Source organism: Litoreibacter arenae DSM 19593, assembly GCF_000442275.2.
GTDB lineage: Bacteria > Pseudomonadota > Alphaproteobacteria > Rhodobacterales > Rhodobacteraceae > Litoreibacter > Litoreibacter arenae.
On the sequence record NZ_KE557314.1, the window covers coordinates 959342 to 974095 of the forward strand.

General features: G+C 59.0%; 15 protein-coding genes and 1 tRNA gene. 7 read left to right on the top strand and 9 right to left on the bottom strand.

Features of this window, described 5'->3' with window-relative positions; all coding sequences use genetic code 11:
- The first annotated feature begins 5 nt into the window (after window positions 1–5).
- Window positions 6–82, top strand: a tRNA-Arg gene (locus THALAR_RS16990).
- Between the two features lie 79 nt (window positions 83–161).
- Here the strand turns inward: THALAR_RS16990 and THALAR_RS16995 are convergent.
- The 6 genes from THALAR_RS16995 to THALAR_RS17020 all read right to left on the bottom strand — a co-directional run bounded on the left by THALAR_RS16995 (window position 162) and on the right by THALAR_RS17020 (window position 5385).
- Window positions 162–1061 carry a TIGR01459 family HAD-type hydrolase gene (locus tag THALAR_RS16995; RefSeq protein WP_021102839.1) on the bottom strand — a complete coding sequence of 300 codons (900 nt, stop codon included), beginning with the start codon at window positions 1059–1061 and terminating at the stop codon, window positions 162–164.
- A 5-nt stretch (window positions 1062–1066) separates the two neighbouring features.
- A complete protein-coding gene (phnE, locus tag THALAR_RS17000) occupies window positions 1067–1882 on the bottom strand; it encodes a phosphonate ABC transporter, permease protein PhnE (protein ID WP_021102840.1) in 816 nt (271 codons plus the stop codon).
- Window positions 1882–2694 (bottom strand): phosphonate ABC transporter, permease protein PhnE, encoded by an 813-nt coding sequence (gene phnE / locus THALAR_RS17005; protein ID WP_021102841.1) that lies wholly within the window; start codon window positions 2692–2694, stop codon window positions 1882–1884. Before phnE (THALAR_RS17005) ends, phnE (THALAR_RS17000) begins: the two co-directional genes overlap by 1 nt.
- A complete protein-coding gene (gene phnC, locus THALAR_RS17010; protein WP_021102842.1) occupies window positions 2691–3488 on the bottom strand; it encodes a phosphonate ABC transporter ATP-binding protein in 798 nt (265 codons plus the stop codon). The genes phnE (THALAR_RS17005) and phnC overlap by 4 nt, the downstream gene beginning before the upstream one ends.
- Window positions 3489–3552: 64 nt before the next feature.
- Window positions 3553–4530 carry a phosphate/phosphite/phosphonate ABC transporter substrate-binding protein gene (phnD, locus tag THALAR_RS17015; RefSeq protein ID WP_021102843.1) on the bottom strand — a complete coding sequence of 326 codons (978 nt, stop codon included), beginning with the start codon at window positions 4528–4530 and terminating at the stop codon, window positions 3553–3555.
- Window positions 4531–4587: 57 nt separating this feature from the next.
- Complete coding sequence (locus THALAR_RS17020; protein ID WP_021102844.1) at window positions 4588–5385, bottom strand: DeoR/GlpR family DNA-binding transcription regulator; 798 nt, start codon at window positions 5383–5385, stop codon at window positions 4588–4590.
- Window positions 5386–5503: 118 nt separating this feature from the next.
- On the opposite strand from THALAR_RS17020, the gene THALAR_RS17025 reads away from it, so the two are divergent.
- From THALAR_RS17025 to THALAR_RS17040, 4 genes are all read left to right on the top strand, one after another.
- On the top strand, window positions 5504–7156 hold the full coding sequence (locus THALAR_RS17025) for a Na/Pi cotransporter family protein (RefSeq protein WP_021102845.1): 1653 nt from the start codon (window positions 5504–5506) through the stop codon (window positions 7154–7156).
- Window positions 7157–7258: 102 nt separating this feature from the next.
- Window positions 7259–8284 (top strand): ABC transporter substrate-binding protein, encoded by a 1026-nt coding sequence (locus THALAR_RS17030; protein ID WP_021102846.1) that lies wholly within the window; start codon window positions 7259–7261, stop codon window positions 8282–8284.
- Between the two features lie 3 nt (window positions 8285–8287).
- Window positions 8288–10504 carry an ABC transporter permease gene (locus THALAR_RS17035; protein WP_021102847.1) on the top strand — a complete coding sequence of 739 codons (2217 nt, stop codon included), beginning with the start codon at window positions 8288–8290 and terminating at the stop codon, window positions 10502–10504.
- A gap of 9 nt (window positions 10505–10513) precedes the next feature.
- The gene (locus THALAR_RS17040; RefSeq protein ID WP_021102848.1) at window positions 10514–11578 is read left to right on the top strand and encodes an ABC transporter ATP-binding protein; all 1065 of its coding nucleotides are present in this window, start codon (window positions 10514–10516) and stop codon (window positions 11576–11578) included.
- Here the strand turns inward: THALAR_RS17040 and THALAR_RS17045 are convergent.
- The 3 genes from THALAR_RS17045 to THALAR_RS17055 are packed head-to-tail and all read right to left on the bottom strand — an operon-like array spanning window position 11575 to window position 13365.
- Entirely contained in the window at window positions 11575–12360 is a 786-nt protein-coding gene (locus tag THALAR_RS17045; RefSeq protein ID WP_021102849.1) for an inositol monophosphatase family protein, read from the bottom strand. The two genes, THALAR_RS17040 and THALAR_RS17045, sit on opposite strands and share 4 nt — an antisense overlap.
- A 41-nt stretch (window positions 12361–12401) precedes the next feature.
- Window positions 12402–13103, bottom strand: coding sequence for a winged helix-turn-helix domain-containing protein (locus THALAR_RS17050; protein WP_021102850.1), 702 nt, complete (start codon window positions 13101–13103; stop codon window positions 12402–12404).
- Complete coding sequence (locus THALAR_RS17055; RefSeq protein WP_021102851.1) at window positions 13075–13365, bottom strand: hypothetical protein; 291 nt, start codon at window positions 13363–13365, stop codon at window positions 13075–13077. Before THALAR_RS17055 ends, THALAR_RS17050 begins: the two co-directional genes overlap by 29 nt.
- 148 nt (window positions 13366–13513) lie before the next feature.
- On the opposite strand from THALAR_RS17055, the gene THALAR_RS17060 reads away from it, so the two are divergent.
- Together THALAR_RS17060 and THALAR_RS17065 are read left to right on the top strand one after the other, a co-directional pair.
- On the top strand, window positions 13514–13930 hold the full coding sequence (locus tag THALAR_RS17060; RefSeq protein WP_021102852.1) for a hypothetical protein: 417 nt from the start codon (window positions 13514–13516) through the stop codon (window positions 13928–13930).
- Between the two features lie 104 nt (window positions 13931–14034).
- Complete coding sequence (locus tag THALAR_RS17065) at window positions 14035–14649, top strand: ribonuclease HII (protein WP_040819160.1); 615 nt, start codon at window positions 14035–14037, stop codon at window positions 14647–14649.
- Window positions 14650–14754: the final 105 nt, after the last annotated feature.

The window sequence follows — 14754 nt, forward strand, 5'->3', positions numbered from 1 at the left end:
AACGTGGTCCCGTGGCTCAACTGGATAGAGCAGCCCCCTCCTAAGGGGCAGGTTGCAGGTTCGAATCCTGCCGGGGTCGCCACATTCTAGCAGCGGCGGGAAATCTTCCGGTCAGTTTTGCCTGTGTTTCAGGTTCAACGGTGGGAACAACTCATATGGGATTAGGGTCGACTCGCTACATAAGTAGGAACGATGCCTGAGTCCCGGATTGCGCTGTCGACGTCGTATCCTGCAAAAAAACCGTAATCTGAAATCAAAGCAGAGCCGATCCCGGCAGCCTGTGCGCCCAGTATGTCGGTGTGCAAGCTGTCGCCAACCATGACAATGCGGTTGCGGGGAATGCCCGACCCTAGCCGCTGAAAGGCCAGTTCGAATATGTTGCCGAAAGGCTTGCCAAAGAATTGCGGGGCTACGCCCGTCTGATCTGCCAGACGGTGAGCGAAATAGCCGGGCTCCACCGAAAAACCGGTTTCGCGGGGTGCGACAATGTCGGGATTGCCCACCCAAACAGGCCGGGTGCGCTGGGTTAGAGCCTGAACAAGCAAGGAGTACCGCTGTTCCGTCCATGCTGCGCTGCCGATCATCAGGAAGCCGTCTACTTCTGCGTAGGGGGCGGGATCTTCCTCCAAGTAGGTCACATTCAGCGCTTCGAGATCACGAAGACCTGCACTTGGCGTCGCCATAAGACCTAGATGTAGACCCTCGCAGGAACCAATTGCTGCCAGCAAGGTAGCGCGGCTGGTGATGACGTCCTCGGCCGTGAAGTCGTAGCCCAGCCGATGATACTTCTGCATTAGCGTCGCATGCGGAAAACCTGCGGCGTTAGAGACGACTATAACCCGTTTGCCCCGGGCTTTCAGCGATCTGACCCGCTCAACAACGCCGGGGATCGCGGTTTCGCCGATATTCAGCACTCCGAACGCATCCAGCAAGAATGCGTCGTAGTCCTCCGCAATATCTTCAAGCGTGGCGACACGTTGCGCCGGTTGGCGTGACGGAACGGCGGCGGGAAGTCGATGACGAACAGCCTCATAGGCTGCGAAGGCTTTGGCGGTATCCATTTCGCTCAAATGATTGCTCCGCGCACCTTGGCGGATACCCACTCGCTGATGACGACCGCCGCAAGGATGACCAGCAGGATCAGGCTGACCTGCGGCCATGCCAGCACGTTCAGCGACGCGGAGAGCTGCAACCCGATGCCACCTGCACCGACAAGGCCCAGAACCGTGGATTCGCGGATGTTGATGTCCCAACGGAACACCGCAATCCCGGCGAAGGCGGGCATGATCTGGGGCACGATCCCATACGCCATCACCTGCCAGCGTGACGCGCCAGTGGCCGTGATCGCCTCGACCTGCACCGCGTCGATTTCTTCTATCGCCTCGTAGAGGAGTTTTGCGCAGAACCCGATGGAGCGGATCGCGATGGCGATGACGCCCGCAAATACGCCCGGCCCGATGATCGCGATAAGGAGCAGCGCCCAGATCAGCGAGTTGATCGAGCGGGTCGACACGATGATGAGCAATGCAATGGGGCGGATAAAAAAGCGCGACGGGGTCGTGTTGCGTGCGGCCAGAAACGCGACGGGCACGGCCAGAAACAGCGCGATGATCGTGCCGAGCGTCGCGATGTTGAGTGTATCCCAGATCGGGCGGCCCAGCTGGGTGATGTATTCCCAGCGGGGCGGTGTTGCGCGGGTCCAGATGTCGCCCGCGATACGCGGGGCATCCCAGACGAAAAACCACGTCGTCGCGTTGGAAATCTGCTGCCAGCAGTAGACGAAAATCGCCGTGCCGATCAGCCACATAGCCCAGTGCATCAGAGACTGCTTGGTGGTGCGGCGGCGCCAGATGGCCGTGCCGTTTTGCTGCTTTACCGGCATTACTGGACCCTCGCGCGGACAATGCCGGAGATGTATTCCAGCGCCATGACGATCACGATGATCAGGATCAGGATTGCTGCGGCGGTGTCGTATTCGTAGCGGTCGAACGCGGTGTTCAGCGTGGCGCCGATCCCGCCAGCGCCGACAAGGCCGAGGATCGCGCTTTCACGGAAGTTGATATCAAGACGGTAGATCGACAAGCCAACCAGACGCGGCATGACCTGTGGCTGCACGCCGTAGTTGATCCATTGCATCCACCGTGCGCCAGAGGCGCGAACCGCCTCTGCCTGCGAGCGGTCCATGCTTTCGATGTCCTCCGCCAGCAGTTTCGACAGGAAACCGATGGTCGCGAAACTCAGCGTCAGGAAGCCCGCCAGTGGGCCGAAGCCGAATATGGCAACCAGCAGGATCGCCACGATGATTTCCTGCAATGCGCGGCTGATGGCGACGATGCCGCGACAGATCATGTAGACGGGCAGGGGGGCGATATTGCGTGCCGCGCCCAGCCCGATCGGGATGGAGATCAGGATGCCCACGACCGAAGCCGCAACGGTCATGATGATGCTCTCCAGCAGGCCGCTCCAGATGTCCGATGCGCGGGAGACGAAGTCAGGGGTCATGAAGGCCAGCACGAATTGCGCACCTCGATCCAGACCTTCGTAGACACGGGACCAGTTGATCTCGATCGTCATGTAGGCGGCGATCAGATAGGCTATGAAGCCTATTGTCAGACCCCACCGAAGGGCGGGGTTGGTGACGAAGTGCGGCCGTTTCCATTGCTTGCCGAGGACGGCTTCCAGTTCGGTGCTCATTCGGCGGCCTCTATTTCGTTACCGTCGTCGTCCACCTTCTTGATGGTCGCTTCCCAGTCCTCCTCGCCATAGATCGTGGTCAGGACGTCGGGCGTCAAAGCCTCTGGGGGGCCGTCGAATTCGATGGCACCGAATCGCAGGCCGACGACGCGTTGCACGAACATCTGCGCGAGTGCGACATCGTGGATGTTGATGATCGCGGCAAGGCCGCGTTCGGCGCATAGCTCGCAAATCAGGCGCATGATCTGGCGGCTGGTTTTCGGGTCAAGCGACGCGGTTGGCTCGTCCACCAGCAGAAGTTTGGGATTTTGGATCAACGCGCGGCAGATGCCTACCCGCTGACGTTGACCGCCGGATAACTCGTCTGCCCGTTTGTCGGCCATGGCCAGTAGGCCCACGCGGTCAAGCAGCCGGAACGCCTCGTCCACATCCGATTGCGGGTAGCGGCGGGTCAGGCTGCGCCAGAAGCCGACATAGCCAAGCCTGCCGGACAGCACGTTTTCCATGACGGTCAGACGCTCGACCAAGGCATATTCCTGAAAGATCATGCCCATCTCACGGCGGGCGCGGCGCAGGCCCGAGGCTTTCAGATGCGTCAGTTCCAGATCGTCGAGCCAGACCTCGCCCGATGTAGGTTCCACAAGGCGGTTGATGCAGCGGATCAGCGTAGACTTCCCCGCGCCGGAGGGGCCGATCAGGGCCAGAACCTGACCTTCCGGCATTTCAAGGTCGATTGCCTTCAAGGCCTGATCGCCCGTGCGATAGGTTTTCACGAGCTTTTTGAGTTTCAGCATGTTCTGCCCCGGTCCCCGAAATTAGGTCTGGCGGCACCCGAACGAGCGCCGCCAGCTTGTTTAGTTATTCGCAGGCGTAGCTTACGCCATTGGCCGCGTCGATTTTGCGGATCACGTCCCAGAACTCCTTGTAGTTCATCTCAAGGAATTGCTCTTCGCCGGATTTGGAGAACTCCTCCAGCAGTGACGTGCCTTCCCATTCAAAGCTGAAGAACGCGTCTTTGATCTGCTCCTGAAGTTCAGGCTTCAGGTTGTAGACCGTGCCGAAACCCGTGGTCGGGAAAGTCTGCGATTTGTAAATCGACACAACCTGTTCAGGCTGGATCACGCCGCGGTCGATCATGCGGGACATGACCGAGTTGGCGATTGCGCCAGCGGTGTAGTCCTTGTTCGCAACGCCAAGAATGGTGTTGTCGTGCTTGCCGGAAAACGCGGGCTCGAAGTCACGCTCCGCTTCCAAGCCGTATTCGGATTTCAGGATGGCGGATGGTGCCTTGAAGCCCGAGTTCGACGTGGGCGCGGTAAAGGCAAGCTGCTTGCCCTTGATGTCTTCGACCTTCTCGACACCTGAGCCGGGGTAGGTGATGATTTCCATCTCGTAGCCGAAGCCGCCGTCCTTGGACGCCATGATGGTGAACGGACGGAAGCCCGCGCAGTTCACCGCCAGCGGGTTGGAGCCGGTGTTGAAGCCGGAAATGTGAAGACGTCCCGACCGCATGGCTTCGATTTGTGCGGCGTTGGACTGCACCGGGAAGAACACGATGTCCTTGCCGGTTTTTTCTTTCAGGTGATCAAGAAAATCGGCCCAGGCCGTCTTGTAGACGGCAGGATCTTCAACCGGCGTATACGCAAAAATCAGCGGGTTAGGGTCGAGCAGTTCGGACTCGTCCTCGGGGACATCCGCGATCAGGTCGCCGTCGCGGTCGCAATATCTTGCGTCCAGATCGCCGCGCGGGCAGTCTTGCGCCCAAGCTCCGGACGCCGCCATCGACATGACGGCTACCGCGCCGGTCGCGGCCAGTATTTTTCTAAGTTCACTCATGATTTCCTCCCTAGGTTTTCATTTCGTTCGCCTTGCTCAGGCGGTAGTTGACAGACTCTATTGCGCCACAAGCACCTCGACATTCGAGTGTCTGAGTGATTTTGCAAGACCTTCATCGGGCGGCCGGTCGCACACGATTGAAGTGATGTCAGACAAATTTCCAATTCGAGCCAAGCCTTTGCGGCCAAATTTCTGGCTATCCGCCAGCAGATGAGCCACGCCACTCCGACGCACCATCGCGCGCTTTATCGCGGCGAACCCGCGCACGGCTTCAGAGGGGCCATCTTCCGAAAGCCCGGATGCGCCGATCAGGCATCGGTCCACGGTATGTCGCTCCAGAAACTCGATTGTATCCGTTCCCACGACTGCGGATTCCGAGGGCAGGTAGTCGCCCGGACAGAGAATTACTTTCGCAGCGTCGCTTTGCCCAAGCGCCATGGCAACGGGGAAGCTGTTTGTGAGAACTGTGCAGGGTGTCCCGTTAAAGGCCAGAAAGCGCGCCATCTGGACCGTGGTGGATCCGGAGTCGATCATGAGTGTTTCGCCAGCTTGTACCAGATCTGCCGCAGTCCGTCCGATCTGCTCGCGCTCTGCCATCCGCGATACGGCGCGTTGGTCGAAGCTTGGATAGTGCCCCGACACCAACGCCGATGCGCCGCCATGCGCGCGGTCCAAAAGGCCGTCCGCGCTGAGCTTTTCAAGATCCCGCCTAACTGTTTCAGTAGAGACGCGAAATCGCTCAGCCAGCTCGGAAATGCGCACGTGCGGTCTCAGGCGGAGTTCCAGCAGGATATGCTTGCGCCGCTCGTGCTTGCGCAACTTGGGTCGCGCATCAAGATCAACACCAGCAGCCATGCACCCCCCTAGGCTTTGAGCAAGAATCCCCATTCACGGATCAAAACTGTGGGCATTGCCACCTTTTGGCAAGAAAAAATGTTGCATAAAGCAAAGTTCGGTGTTGGGAATAGTGTCTATGGTCCTGATAATCGGAAATCTTGCAGGCGCGATTGCGCTGCTGCTCTGGTCTGTGCGCTTGGTGCGCACAGGGATCGAACGCGGGTTCTCGGGCCCGCTGCGCACGGGCGTCAGGCATGCTTCACGGAACCGCGTCACAGCCGCGGCGAGCGGGTTCTTCGCCGCGATTGCAATGCAAAGCTCGACAGCGGTCGCAATGCTGGTCGCGGGATTTGTCGCGGCGGGAACGTTGCCGATGTTCAGTAGCTTGGCGGTCATCCTCGGTGCGGACCTCGGCTCGGCCATTGCTGCACGGATTCTGCTGACGCCAATCTCGGCAATCGTCCCGGCGTTGCTCGTCGTTGGCGTTGCTCTCTTCCTGAAAGGTCGATCGCGCCGTATCAAGCAGTCCGGGCGAATTCTTATCGGCATTGCGCTGGTTCTTACATCGCTGACCATGATCCGCACGGCGACCGCGCCGTTGCAGGATAATGAGGCGACAGAGCTGCTCTTCACCTATCTGGCAAGTGATTTGCTGACATCGTTTGCGATTGGTGCGATTCTGGCCTGGGCGACCCATTCCAGCATTGCCACTGTGCTCACCGTCGTCGCGATGGCGTCCGAGGGGCTGCTGCAAGCGCCGGTGGCTGCGGCAATTGTGTTGGGGGCAAACCTTGGTGGGGCGACCATACCGGTGCTGCTGACGTTATCCGCGGCCTACACGGCGCGTCGCGTCATGCTCGGCAACCTGCTGGTAAGGGGCGGCGGGGCGGTTTTGGTGCTTTTGGCGTTGATACAATGGCCCGAGCATCTGTCGTTGCTGGGGGCCAGTGCATCGACACAGGCGATCAACCTTCATCTGGCTTTCAACGTCATTGTTCTGCTCGTCGGTTTGCCGCTGCTAAAGCCTGCCCTGCATGCCGCTGCGTTGATCTTTCCCAAGACAGTCGCAACCAAGCCGCGCCGCATCAGCGCGCTCGACAAAACGGCGACGCAACCGGATCGCGCCCTTGCCTGTGCCGCGCGTGAGGTGCTGGAAATGGGCGAGCAGGTCCATGGGATGCTGATTCCGATCATGGGTCTATTCCGCGACTGGGACGAAAACGTAGCCACCCAGATCCGCATGAGCGAGGATGATGTCGACCGCATGCATTTCGAGGTGAAGTTGTATGTCGCGCATTTGCAGGAAAGTGCGCTTTCCCCAAGGCAGGCCAGCCGTGCGATGGATATCGTTACGATTTCCAACCATCTTGAAGATGCTGGCGATCAGATATCGTCTAACCTTGTTGAAATTGCGCAACGGCTTCATGCCGACGGTTTGGCTTTTTCGGAGGAAGGGTGGAGCGACCTGTGCGATTTCCATGATCAGGTGGTTTCAAACGTCCAGTTGGGGCTGAACGTTCTGATGACTGGGGACGCGGAGGCGGCGATTCAGCTGGTGGAGGAAAAAGACCGGATGCGCGAGGCGGAGCAGAGGCTTCAGTCCAACCATCTTGACCGATTGCGCGGCGGCAATGCCGCCAGCATCGAGACCAGCAACCTGCATCAGGAAACCATACGCGCGCTGAAGCAGGTAAATACTGCGTTTACCTACACCGCCTACCCGATTGCAGAATCGACCGGCGCATTGCTGTCCAGCCGGTTGGCGCAAGGGGAGGGTGCCGAGTCATGAAATATATTGACGCAGGCATAATACAGGACATGCTGACGACAAGCTGCCGCAAAGGACAGCGCGAGTACGAGTGAAGACCAAGTAAATCCTAGGGAGGAAAACATGAGAAATATCAAACACCTTGCGATCCCGTCACTGATCGCATTCGCTGCCAGCGTCTCGGCAGCGCAGGCCGACAAGCTGACTTTTTACTGCTCGGCGCAGGAAGAATGGTGCCAGCTTATGGCCCGCAGCTTCGAAGATGCGAGCGGGATCGACGTAAACATGACCCGCAAATCGTCCGGCGAAACCTTCGCCCAGATCAAGGCGGAATCGTCCAACCCGAAAGGCGACGTCTGGTGGGGCGGCACCGGTGATCCGCACCTGCAAGCCGCCGAGGAAGACCTGACCGAGCCTTACGTATCACCAATGCGCAGCGAGTTGCACGACTGGGCGATCTCACAAGCAGAAAGCGCAGGCGACAAGACGATCGGCATCTATTCGGGCGCGTTGGGCTATGGCTATAACACCGACCTTTTGGCGGCTAACAACCTGCCGGAGCCTGCTTGTTGGAAAGACCTTTTGAAGCCTGAATACAAAGGGCATGTGCAGATGGCGAACCCGAACTCGTCGGGCACCGCATACACGACGCTGGCCACGATGGTGCAACTGTTCGGCGAGGACGAAGGCTTTGATTTCATGAAGGGCCTTCACGCCAATATCAACCAGTACACCAAGTCAGGCTCGGCCCCGATCAAGGCGGCAGGTCGTGGCGAGAACACCATCGGCATCGTGTTCATGCATGACGCCGTGGCGCAGGCTGTGTCCGGTTTCCCTGTGAAGGTCGTGGCCCCATGCGAAGGCACCGGATACGAGATCGGCTCCATGTCGATCATCAAGGGCGCTCGCAACATGGAAGAGGCCAAGCAGTTCTACGACTGGGCGCTGTCTGCGGATGCGCAGAACCTTGCACTACAGGTCAAAGCGTTTCAGGTGCCGTCTAACAAGGGCGCAGAGACGTCTGAGTCAGCCCCCGATATGTCCTTGATCAAACTGATCGACTACGACTTCAAGACTTACGGGTCGTCGGACGAGCGCAAGCGTCTCTTGCAGAAGTGGGACGAAGAAGTCTCGACTTTGCCACAATAAATCTTGCGCAATACCACCAACACCAAAACCTCCCACCCGGCGCTGATCTTCTGGATCATCGCCGGGTGGGTCGGGTTCCTTCTTCTGCCTTGGTACGGGGTGGAAGACGGTATCCTGTCGTTCGAGTGGCTGTTCGACGGCTACCCGTTCGACGATGACTACGCGCCCGCGGCCTTTCTGATCGGGCAGGGTGAAAAGCTGTGGCTTGCGCCGCTTGTTCTGCCTCTTGCCTTGTCCGTCCTTGCGCTTGGTCGTCCCAAAAGCGATCCGCTGTTTGCAAAAATCCTGATCCTCTCTGGCGCACTTGGCTTCGGCTGGCTGGTGGCGCAGGGATTTGGCATAGGCATTCGCGGTTTCAACTTTGAATGGCTAAAGGCCTTGTTTGGCGAACTCGGCGACCGCCAATTCGGCATGGGGCTGGGCGCGATGGTCGTCGCCACGGCCGTTTTGTTCATCTTCACCCAAGGCATAGCGGCGCGTGGCGCAATCAATGGCGACGTGTTCGTCGTCAGCGCCATCGGCGGCGTGATCGTGATCGTCACGACCTTCGTGTTCTTCCCGATTGCCAAGATGCTCCTTGCCGCCTTCGTCACCGAGGAGGGCGCCTATTCGGTCAGCGTCTTCGCGGCCAAGTTCTTTGATGATCGCCTTTGGGGTCTTGGCTGCCTCAGCGGTGGGCGTTGCGGTGTGGCTTGGAACTCCCTGTTTCTCGCGGTTCTCGTCGGTGTGTTGACGACCATCCTCGGCCTCGTTTTTGCGCTCGTCGTGACCCGCTCCGGCTTCCGCTACAAGCGGGCTTTGCGCGCTTTGACGGTGCTGCCGATTATCACGCCGCCTTTCGTAATCGGGCTGGCGCTGATCCTGCTTTTCGGGCTGTCGGGCTCGGTCACACAGTTCGTGTCCGAGTTGTTCGGCGTCCAGCCGACGAGGTGGCTTTACGGTCTGCCGGGTATCCTGATTGCACAGGTGCTGGCCTTTACGCCCATCGCGTTTCTCGTGCTCATCGGGGTGGTGGAGGGCGTCTCACCGTCCATGGAGGAAGCCGCGCAAACCCTGCGGGCGAACAAGTGGCAGACCTTCCGCACCGTCTCGCTGCCCTTGATGCGCCCCGGCCTCGCCAACGCGTTTCTTCTGGGCTTCATCGAAAGCATGGCGGATTTCGGCAATCCGCTGGTGTTGGGCGGCAACTACGATGTGCTGTCGACCGAGATATTCTTTGCCATCGTCGGCGCACAATACGACCAAGGCCGCGCCGCGGTTTTGGCAATGGTGCTGTTGTTTTTCACGCTATCGGCGTTTTACGCGCAGCGCGCATGGCTGGGTAAGAAGAGCTACACAACCGTTTCCGGCAAGGGCGACGCAGGAGTTCACCCTTTGATGCCGAACGGCTTGGCTATACCGGTTTTCGTTATGGCGGGGTTGTGGGGTCTGTTCACAATCGTGGTTTACACGATGATCCTTTACGGCAGCGTGGTCGAGCTTTGGGGGGTCAACAATACCCTCACTTTCAAGCACTACGTCACCGCCTTCTCGGTGCGGATCGAGGATAGCGGTATCCGCTGGACCGGCGCTGCATGGGACAGCTTCTGGACCACGATCTACATCGCAGCGGCGGCGGCTCCGTTGACGGCGGTGGTCGGGCTGATCACGGCGTATCTGCTGACACGGCAAACCTTTGCGGGCAAAAACGCATTCGAGTTCGGCACGATGCTGAGCTTCGCCATCCCAGGAACCGTTATCGGCGTGAGCTACATTCTGGCCTTCAATGTGCCGCCGATAGAGATCACAGGGACAGGCTTGATCCTGATCATCAGCTTTATCTTCCGAAATATGCCCGTTGGGGTTCGCGCGGGCATCGCGTCGATGTCGCAGCTCGACAAGTCGCTTGACGAGTCGTCGCTGACCCTTGGCGCGAACAGTTGGCAGACCTTTCGCAAGGTGATCCTGCCTTTGCTTCGCCCCGCCATATTGGCGGCTCTCGTCTACAGTTTCGTCCGCGCCATGACGGCGATTTCAGCGGTGATCTTTCTGGTCTCGGCGGAATACGATATGGCGACCAGCTATATTATCGGCCGGGTCGAGAACAACGACTACGGCCTCGCCATCGCCTATTCGACCACGCTGATCTTCGTGATGCTGTCGGTCGTGGGCGTCATGCAGTTGATCGTCGGGCGCACCGAAATCGGGCGGCGCATGAGCCAGTCGCGCACCAATGTCTGAGGGAACACCATGAAACTCAACTCCAAGGCGGCCCCCGTCAGTTTTCAGAACGTGACCAAGATCTACGGTCGTGATGTCTTGGCCGTGGACAAAGTGAATCTGGAGATTGAAGCGGGCAAACTCGTCACCTTGCTAGGCCCGTCAGGCTGCGGCAAGACCACGACGCTGCGCATGATTGCGGGGCTAGAGATGGCCACGTCCGGACGTATCCTGATCGGGGACGCGGATGTGACCACGTTGCCCGCAACAGACCGCGACGTGTCGATGGTGTTCCAATCCTACGCGCTTTTCCCGCACATGACTGTGCTGGAGAACGTGTCCTACGGGCTGTCATTCTCCGGCTTTTCCAAATCGGAGACGCGGGAGCGCGCCTTGGTCGGGTTGGACCTCGTCGGCCTCAAAGGGTTCGATGCCCGCCTACCGAGCGAGCTGTCAGGCGGGCAGCAACAGCGTGTCGCTGTGGCGCGGGCGTTGGTCTTGGAGCCGCAGGTGTTGCTTTTTGATGAACCGCTCTCCAACCTTGACGCCAAGCTGCGCAGGCAGGTGCGCGAGGATATTCGCGCGATCCAGCAGGACCTTGGATTAACGGTCGTCTATGTGACACACGATCAGGAAGAAGCGCTGGCTGTGTCGGACGAGATCGTCGTGATGCGCAACGCGGCAATTGCGCAGATCGGGACGCCACGCCAGCTATACGACGCGCCCGTAGACCGCTTCGTGGCCGACTTTATCGGAGAGGCGAACTTGCTGCCCTGCACGATTGAATCCGTTTCCGGCGATCAAGCGACAATCGCCATTGAAGACTACCGCTATTCCCTCGCCTCGCGCGGTCTTTCTGAGGGCCCTGCGTCCATGGCTGTGCGGCCCTCGCGCCTTGTCATCGGCGCGCCGCAGGGGTTCAGCGCGACCGTCGCGAAGGCGACGTATGTAGGTGTCCGCATGGAATACACGCTGGAAGCGTCTTTCGGGTCGATGTTTGCCGTGCAGGACGACGTCGATCAACCGTTGGCTGTCGGCACCGACGTCACGGTTGGCTTCGCTGAAAAGGGACCGGTGCTGCTGCCGGAAGGCTAGGAAAAAGCCTCCACCGACAATTCGCGAAGGCGGGCAAACACCGCAGGCGTTCCGACAATTACACGGCCGCCATCTGCGATCATCGCATCTGCGTTCTGTGCCTCGACCTCGCCGCCCGCTTCGGCCACGATCAACTGGCCCGCCAGACAATCCCACGCATTCATGTGCTCTTCGGCGTAGCCCAACAACCGCCCCGACGCGACATAGGCCAGCGACAAGGCACCGGACGCGTTGCGGTGGAACATTGCGCCCTCTTGCACCAAAGCGGCAACGAGTTGCACGATCCCCTTAGATTCCACACGGCCGGAATAGCCGACGCCGACGGTTCCTTCTGGAAGGGTGCGCGTATCGTTTATCTGCAAAGGCTTGCCATTCAGCGTAGCGCCCCCGCCTGCAATGGCCGCGTGAGTTTCGTTATGGCAAGGGTCATGTATCACGCCGATCTGTGTTTTGCCGTCGCTGACGCCCGCCACAACGACGGTCCACGCCGGAATGCCGTTGATGAAATTCGTGGTCCCGTCGATGGGGTCGATCACCCATGTAAAGCCGGACGTGCCTTCCTTGGGTGCATCCTCTTCCCCCACGATGCTGTCATCGGAAAATGCCTCTTCCAGCAGACGGCGTGTCAGGGCCTCGACCTCGCGGTCGGCTTGGCTGACAAAGTCCTGATGGCCTTTGTGGTCGATCACCAATTCGTTCTGGTTCTCGAAGTAACGCAAGGCCAGCTTGCCGGCCTCGACGCAGATTTCTGTCAGGGTTTTCAGGCGTGCTTCATGTTCCATAGGAACGAAGCGTAGCGACTTTTCGGGGTGCGTAAAGAGCCTTAGATCATCTTGATCGCGCCGGGCTCCACCGCCAGTACATAGCCCTTCCGGGCGATGTTCTTGATCAGCAATTCGCTCATCATCTGGTTGCCCAAATGGTCGCGCAGGCGTTTGATGCGGGTGGCACCGGATGCTTCATCGCACTCCACCTCGGGCCTGCCCGAGATCATCGCCTCGATTTCCAGTCCCGATAGAATATCGTCGTCCAGCCGCGCTTCGGCCAGCACGGACAGCGTCTCCAGCGCGGCTTCGGTCAGTTTGAATTCCATATCGTTGATTTGCACGATCCGCTCCCCGCGGCTGACCACCAGTGAGCTGACCTGTATCCCGCTTTTCTCGATCTCCGCCATGCGGCGGGCGAGGGTGACCAGAAAGACGATCGACACCAGTGCAGCGATGAGCAACGCGGTTGCGAAAACCAGCAGCACGAAGATGATGAACCGGTAGGACGCCAGCGTGTCGGAAAATGCGGTGCCGGACTGGGCCAAAATTTCCAGCAGCCTGATTTCGCCGCCTTGTTTCAGCGCATCGTTCTCGATGAAAATCCGCTCCACCCGCATGTTGAACGCATTGGCGTCGGGTAGGTTCAGGAACAGCACAAGCGCGGCGACCACCAGAATGCCGACGATCACCGCCATGCCGATGACAATCACCTGCGTGGGCGACGGCGCTTTAGAAGCGGAGGAAGTATGGTCCGGCATTCGCCTGTCTCCCCTGAAGGCCGTCGTCGCCGAACAGCGACACGATGTTGAGCAAGGTCCAACCGGCCGCAGCAAGACGCGGCGCAATGGCTTTCGCCGCTGCACTTGGAGATGAGCAGGCCGAATTGGGTATCTGCATCACCCCGTAGTGGAGCTTCAACGGATTGTCCTTTTTTGCCTTGTAGTCTGCGTAGCAGGCGGCCTGCGCCGGCAGCGTGGTGAGGCCAAGGACAAGGGCGACTATTTGAATAGCGTGTTTCATGCGGTGACCATGATCCGCGCCGTCCCGTTATTCAATATCAAGCTGTGCATTTGCGAGTGCTATCCGATAACCAAGCGCTGTCATTGAGTGACCGGGCAGGGCGCGGCCAAGGTTGTTGCATCAATCGCCACAACTCGAAGGAAACACCATGACACGCCAATTCATCGCCGCCTTGCTGAGCCTTTCCCTGGGCTTCAGCGCCATGTCCACCGCCCGCGCCCGCGCTGATGAAGATGTCGTCAAAATCATCGCAGGCTTGGCGTTGCTGGGTATTCTGGCAAATGCCGCGAAAGACCGGAATCGGGAGGTCGTAACCCAGAACCAGCACCGTCCACGCTACAGCAAACCCAACCGTCCTCGTCAAACGAAGAAAGTCGCGCCGCGCCGCTGCCTGCGCGAGCAGTGGACCCATCGAGGCAAACGAGATGTCTATGGCGCCCGCTGCATGGAGAACCGTGCCCAGCACGCGTTGCCGCGCAATTGCAAACGTCAGGTTGAAACCCGACGCGGAGTCAGAAACTTTTATACGCCGAACTGTCTGCGCAAGAATGGCTGGAACGCATAATCATAAGAGAAAATCGAGCAGGAAGGGGCGGGCTTAGATGCCTGCTCCTTTTTTACGGTTGGCGGCGGTTGCGCTTTGGCCCGAATCCCGCTCTTGGTGCGGGCATGACTGGACCGGATTTCACCTACGAGCGGGCACTCCTAGCTCAGGGCCTGACTGCCATTGCAGGCACCGACGAGGTTGGTCGCGGTCCTTTGGCCGGGCCTGTCGTCGCGGCGGCGGTTATTCTTGATCCGGAGAGTATTCCCCTAGGCCTGAACGACTCGAAAAAGCTCAGTGCCAAGAAGCGGGAAGCTCTGTTTGACCAAATCATAACCTGCGCCCGCTTCTACATTGCGGAGGCAAGCGTCGACGAGATTGACGCGCTCAATATCTACCACGCCTCTCATCTGGCGATGTGTCGAGCGGTGGCGGGGTTGGGTCAGGTCGACCACGTATTGGTAGACGGAAACAAAATCCCCCGCGAGATGGGGCCACCCGCGACCGCGATCGTGAAGGGGGATACACGCTCGCAGTCAATTGCCGCCGCTTCAATATTGGCAAAAGTGACGCGCGACAGACACATGGATGCACTTGCGCAACAATACCCCGGCTACGGATGGGAGAAAAACGCGGGCTACCCGACCAAGAGCCACATTTCTGCCCTAATTGAACTTGGTGTGACCCCACATCATAGACGTAGCTTCAAACCAGTCCACAATATCTTGTGTCACCTATAATTTTCAACTCGTTGAAATATAAAGCTTTTGACAGAGAATCAGCTTTGACTCATCCTTAGGACAACACAGCGAACAAGCACGACAACGTGCACCAGCTTGAGGCAG

Excerpts from the sequence above, each read along its gene's own strand:
- THALAR_RS16995 (WP_021102839.1), bottom strand. The coding sequence starts at position 1,061 with ATGGATACCGCCAAAGCCTTCGCAGCCTATGAGGCTGTTCGTCATCGA.
- phnE (WP_021102840.1), bottom strand. The coding sequence starts at position 1,882 with ATGCCGGTAAAGCAGCAAAACGGCACGGCCATCTGGCGCCGCCGCACC.
- phnE (WP_021102841.1), bottom strand. The coding sequence starts at position 2,694 with ATGAGCACCGAACTGGAAGCCGTCCTCGGCAAGCAATGGAAACGGCCG.
- phnC (WP_021102842.1), bottom strand. The coding sequence starts at position 3,488 with ATGCTGAAACTCAAAAAGCTCGTGAAAACCTATCGCACGGGCGATCAG.
- phnD (WP_021102843.1), bottom strand. The coding sequence starts at position 4,530 with ATGAGTGAACTTAGAAAAATACTGGCCGCGACCGGCGCGGTAGCCGTC.
- THALAR_RS17020 (WP_021102844.1), bottom strand. The coding sequence starts at position 5,385 with ATGGCTGCTGGTGTTGATCTTGATGCGCGACCCAAGTTGCGCAAGCAC.
- THALAR_RS17025 (WP_021102845.1), top strand. The coding sequence starts at position 5,504 with ATGGTCCTGATAATCGGAAATCTTGCAGGCGCGATTGCGCTGCTGCTC.
- THALAR_RS17030 (WP_021102846.1), top strand. The coding sequence starts at position 7,259 with ATGAGAAATATCAAACACCTTGCGATCCCGTCACTGATCGCATTCGCT.
- THALAR_RS17040 (WP_021102848.1), top strand. The coding sequence starts at position 10,514 with ATGAAACTCAACTCCAAGGCGGCCCCCGTCAGTTTTCAGAACGTGACC.
- THALAR_RS17045 (WP_021102849.1), bottom strand. The coding sequence starts at position 12,360 with ATGGAACATGAAGCACGCCTGAAAACCCTGACAGAAATCTGCGTCGAG.
- THALAR_RS17050 (WP_021102850.1), bottom strand. The coding sequence starts at position 13,103 with ATGCCGGACCATACTTCCTCCGCTTCTAAAGCGCCGTCGCCCACGCAG.
- THALAR_RS17055 (WP_021102851.1), bottom strand. The coding sequence starts at position 13,365 with ATGAAACACGCTATTCAAATAGTCGCCCTTGTCCTTGGCCTCACCACG.
- THALAR_RS17060 (WP_021102852.1), top strand. The coding sequence starts at position 13,514 with ATGACACGCCAATTCATCGCCGCCTTGCTGAGCCTTTCCCTGGGCTTC.
- THALAR_RS17065 (WP_040819160.1), top strand. The coding sequence starts at position 14,035 with ATGACTGGACCGGATTTCACCTACGAGCGGGCACTCCTAGCTCAGGGC.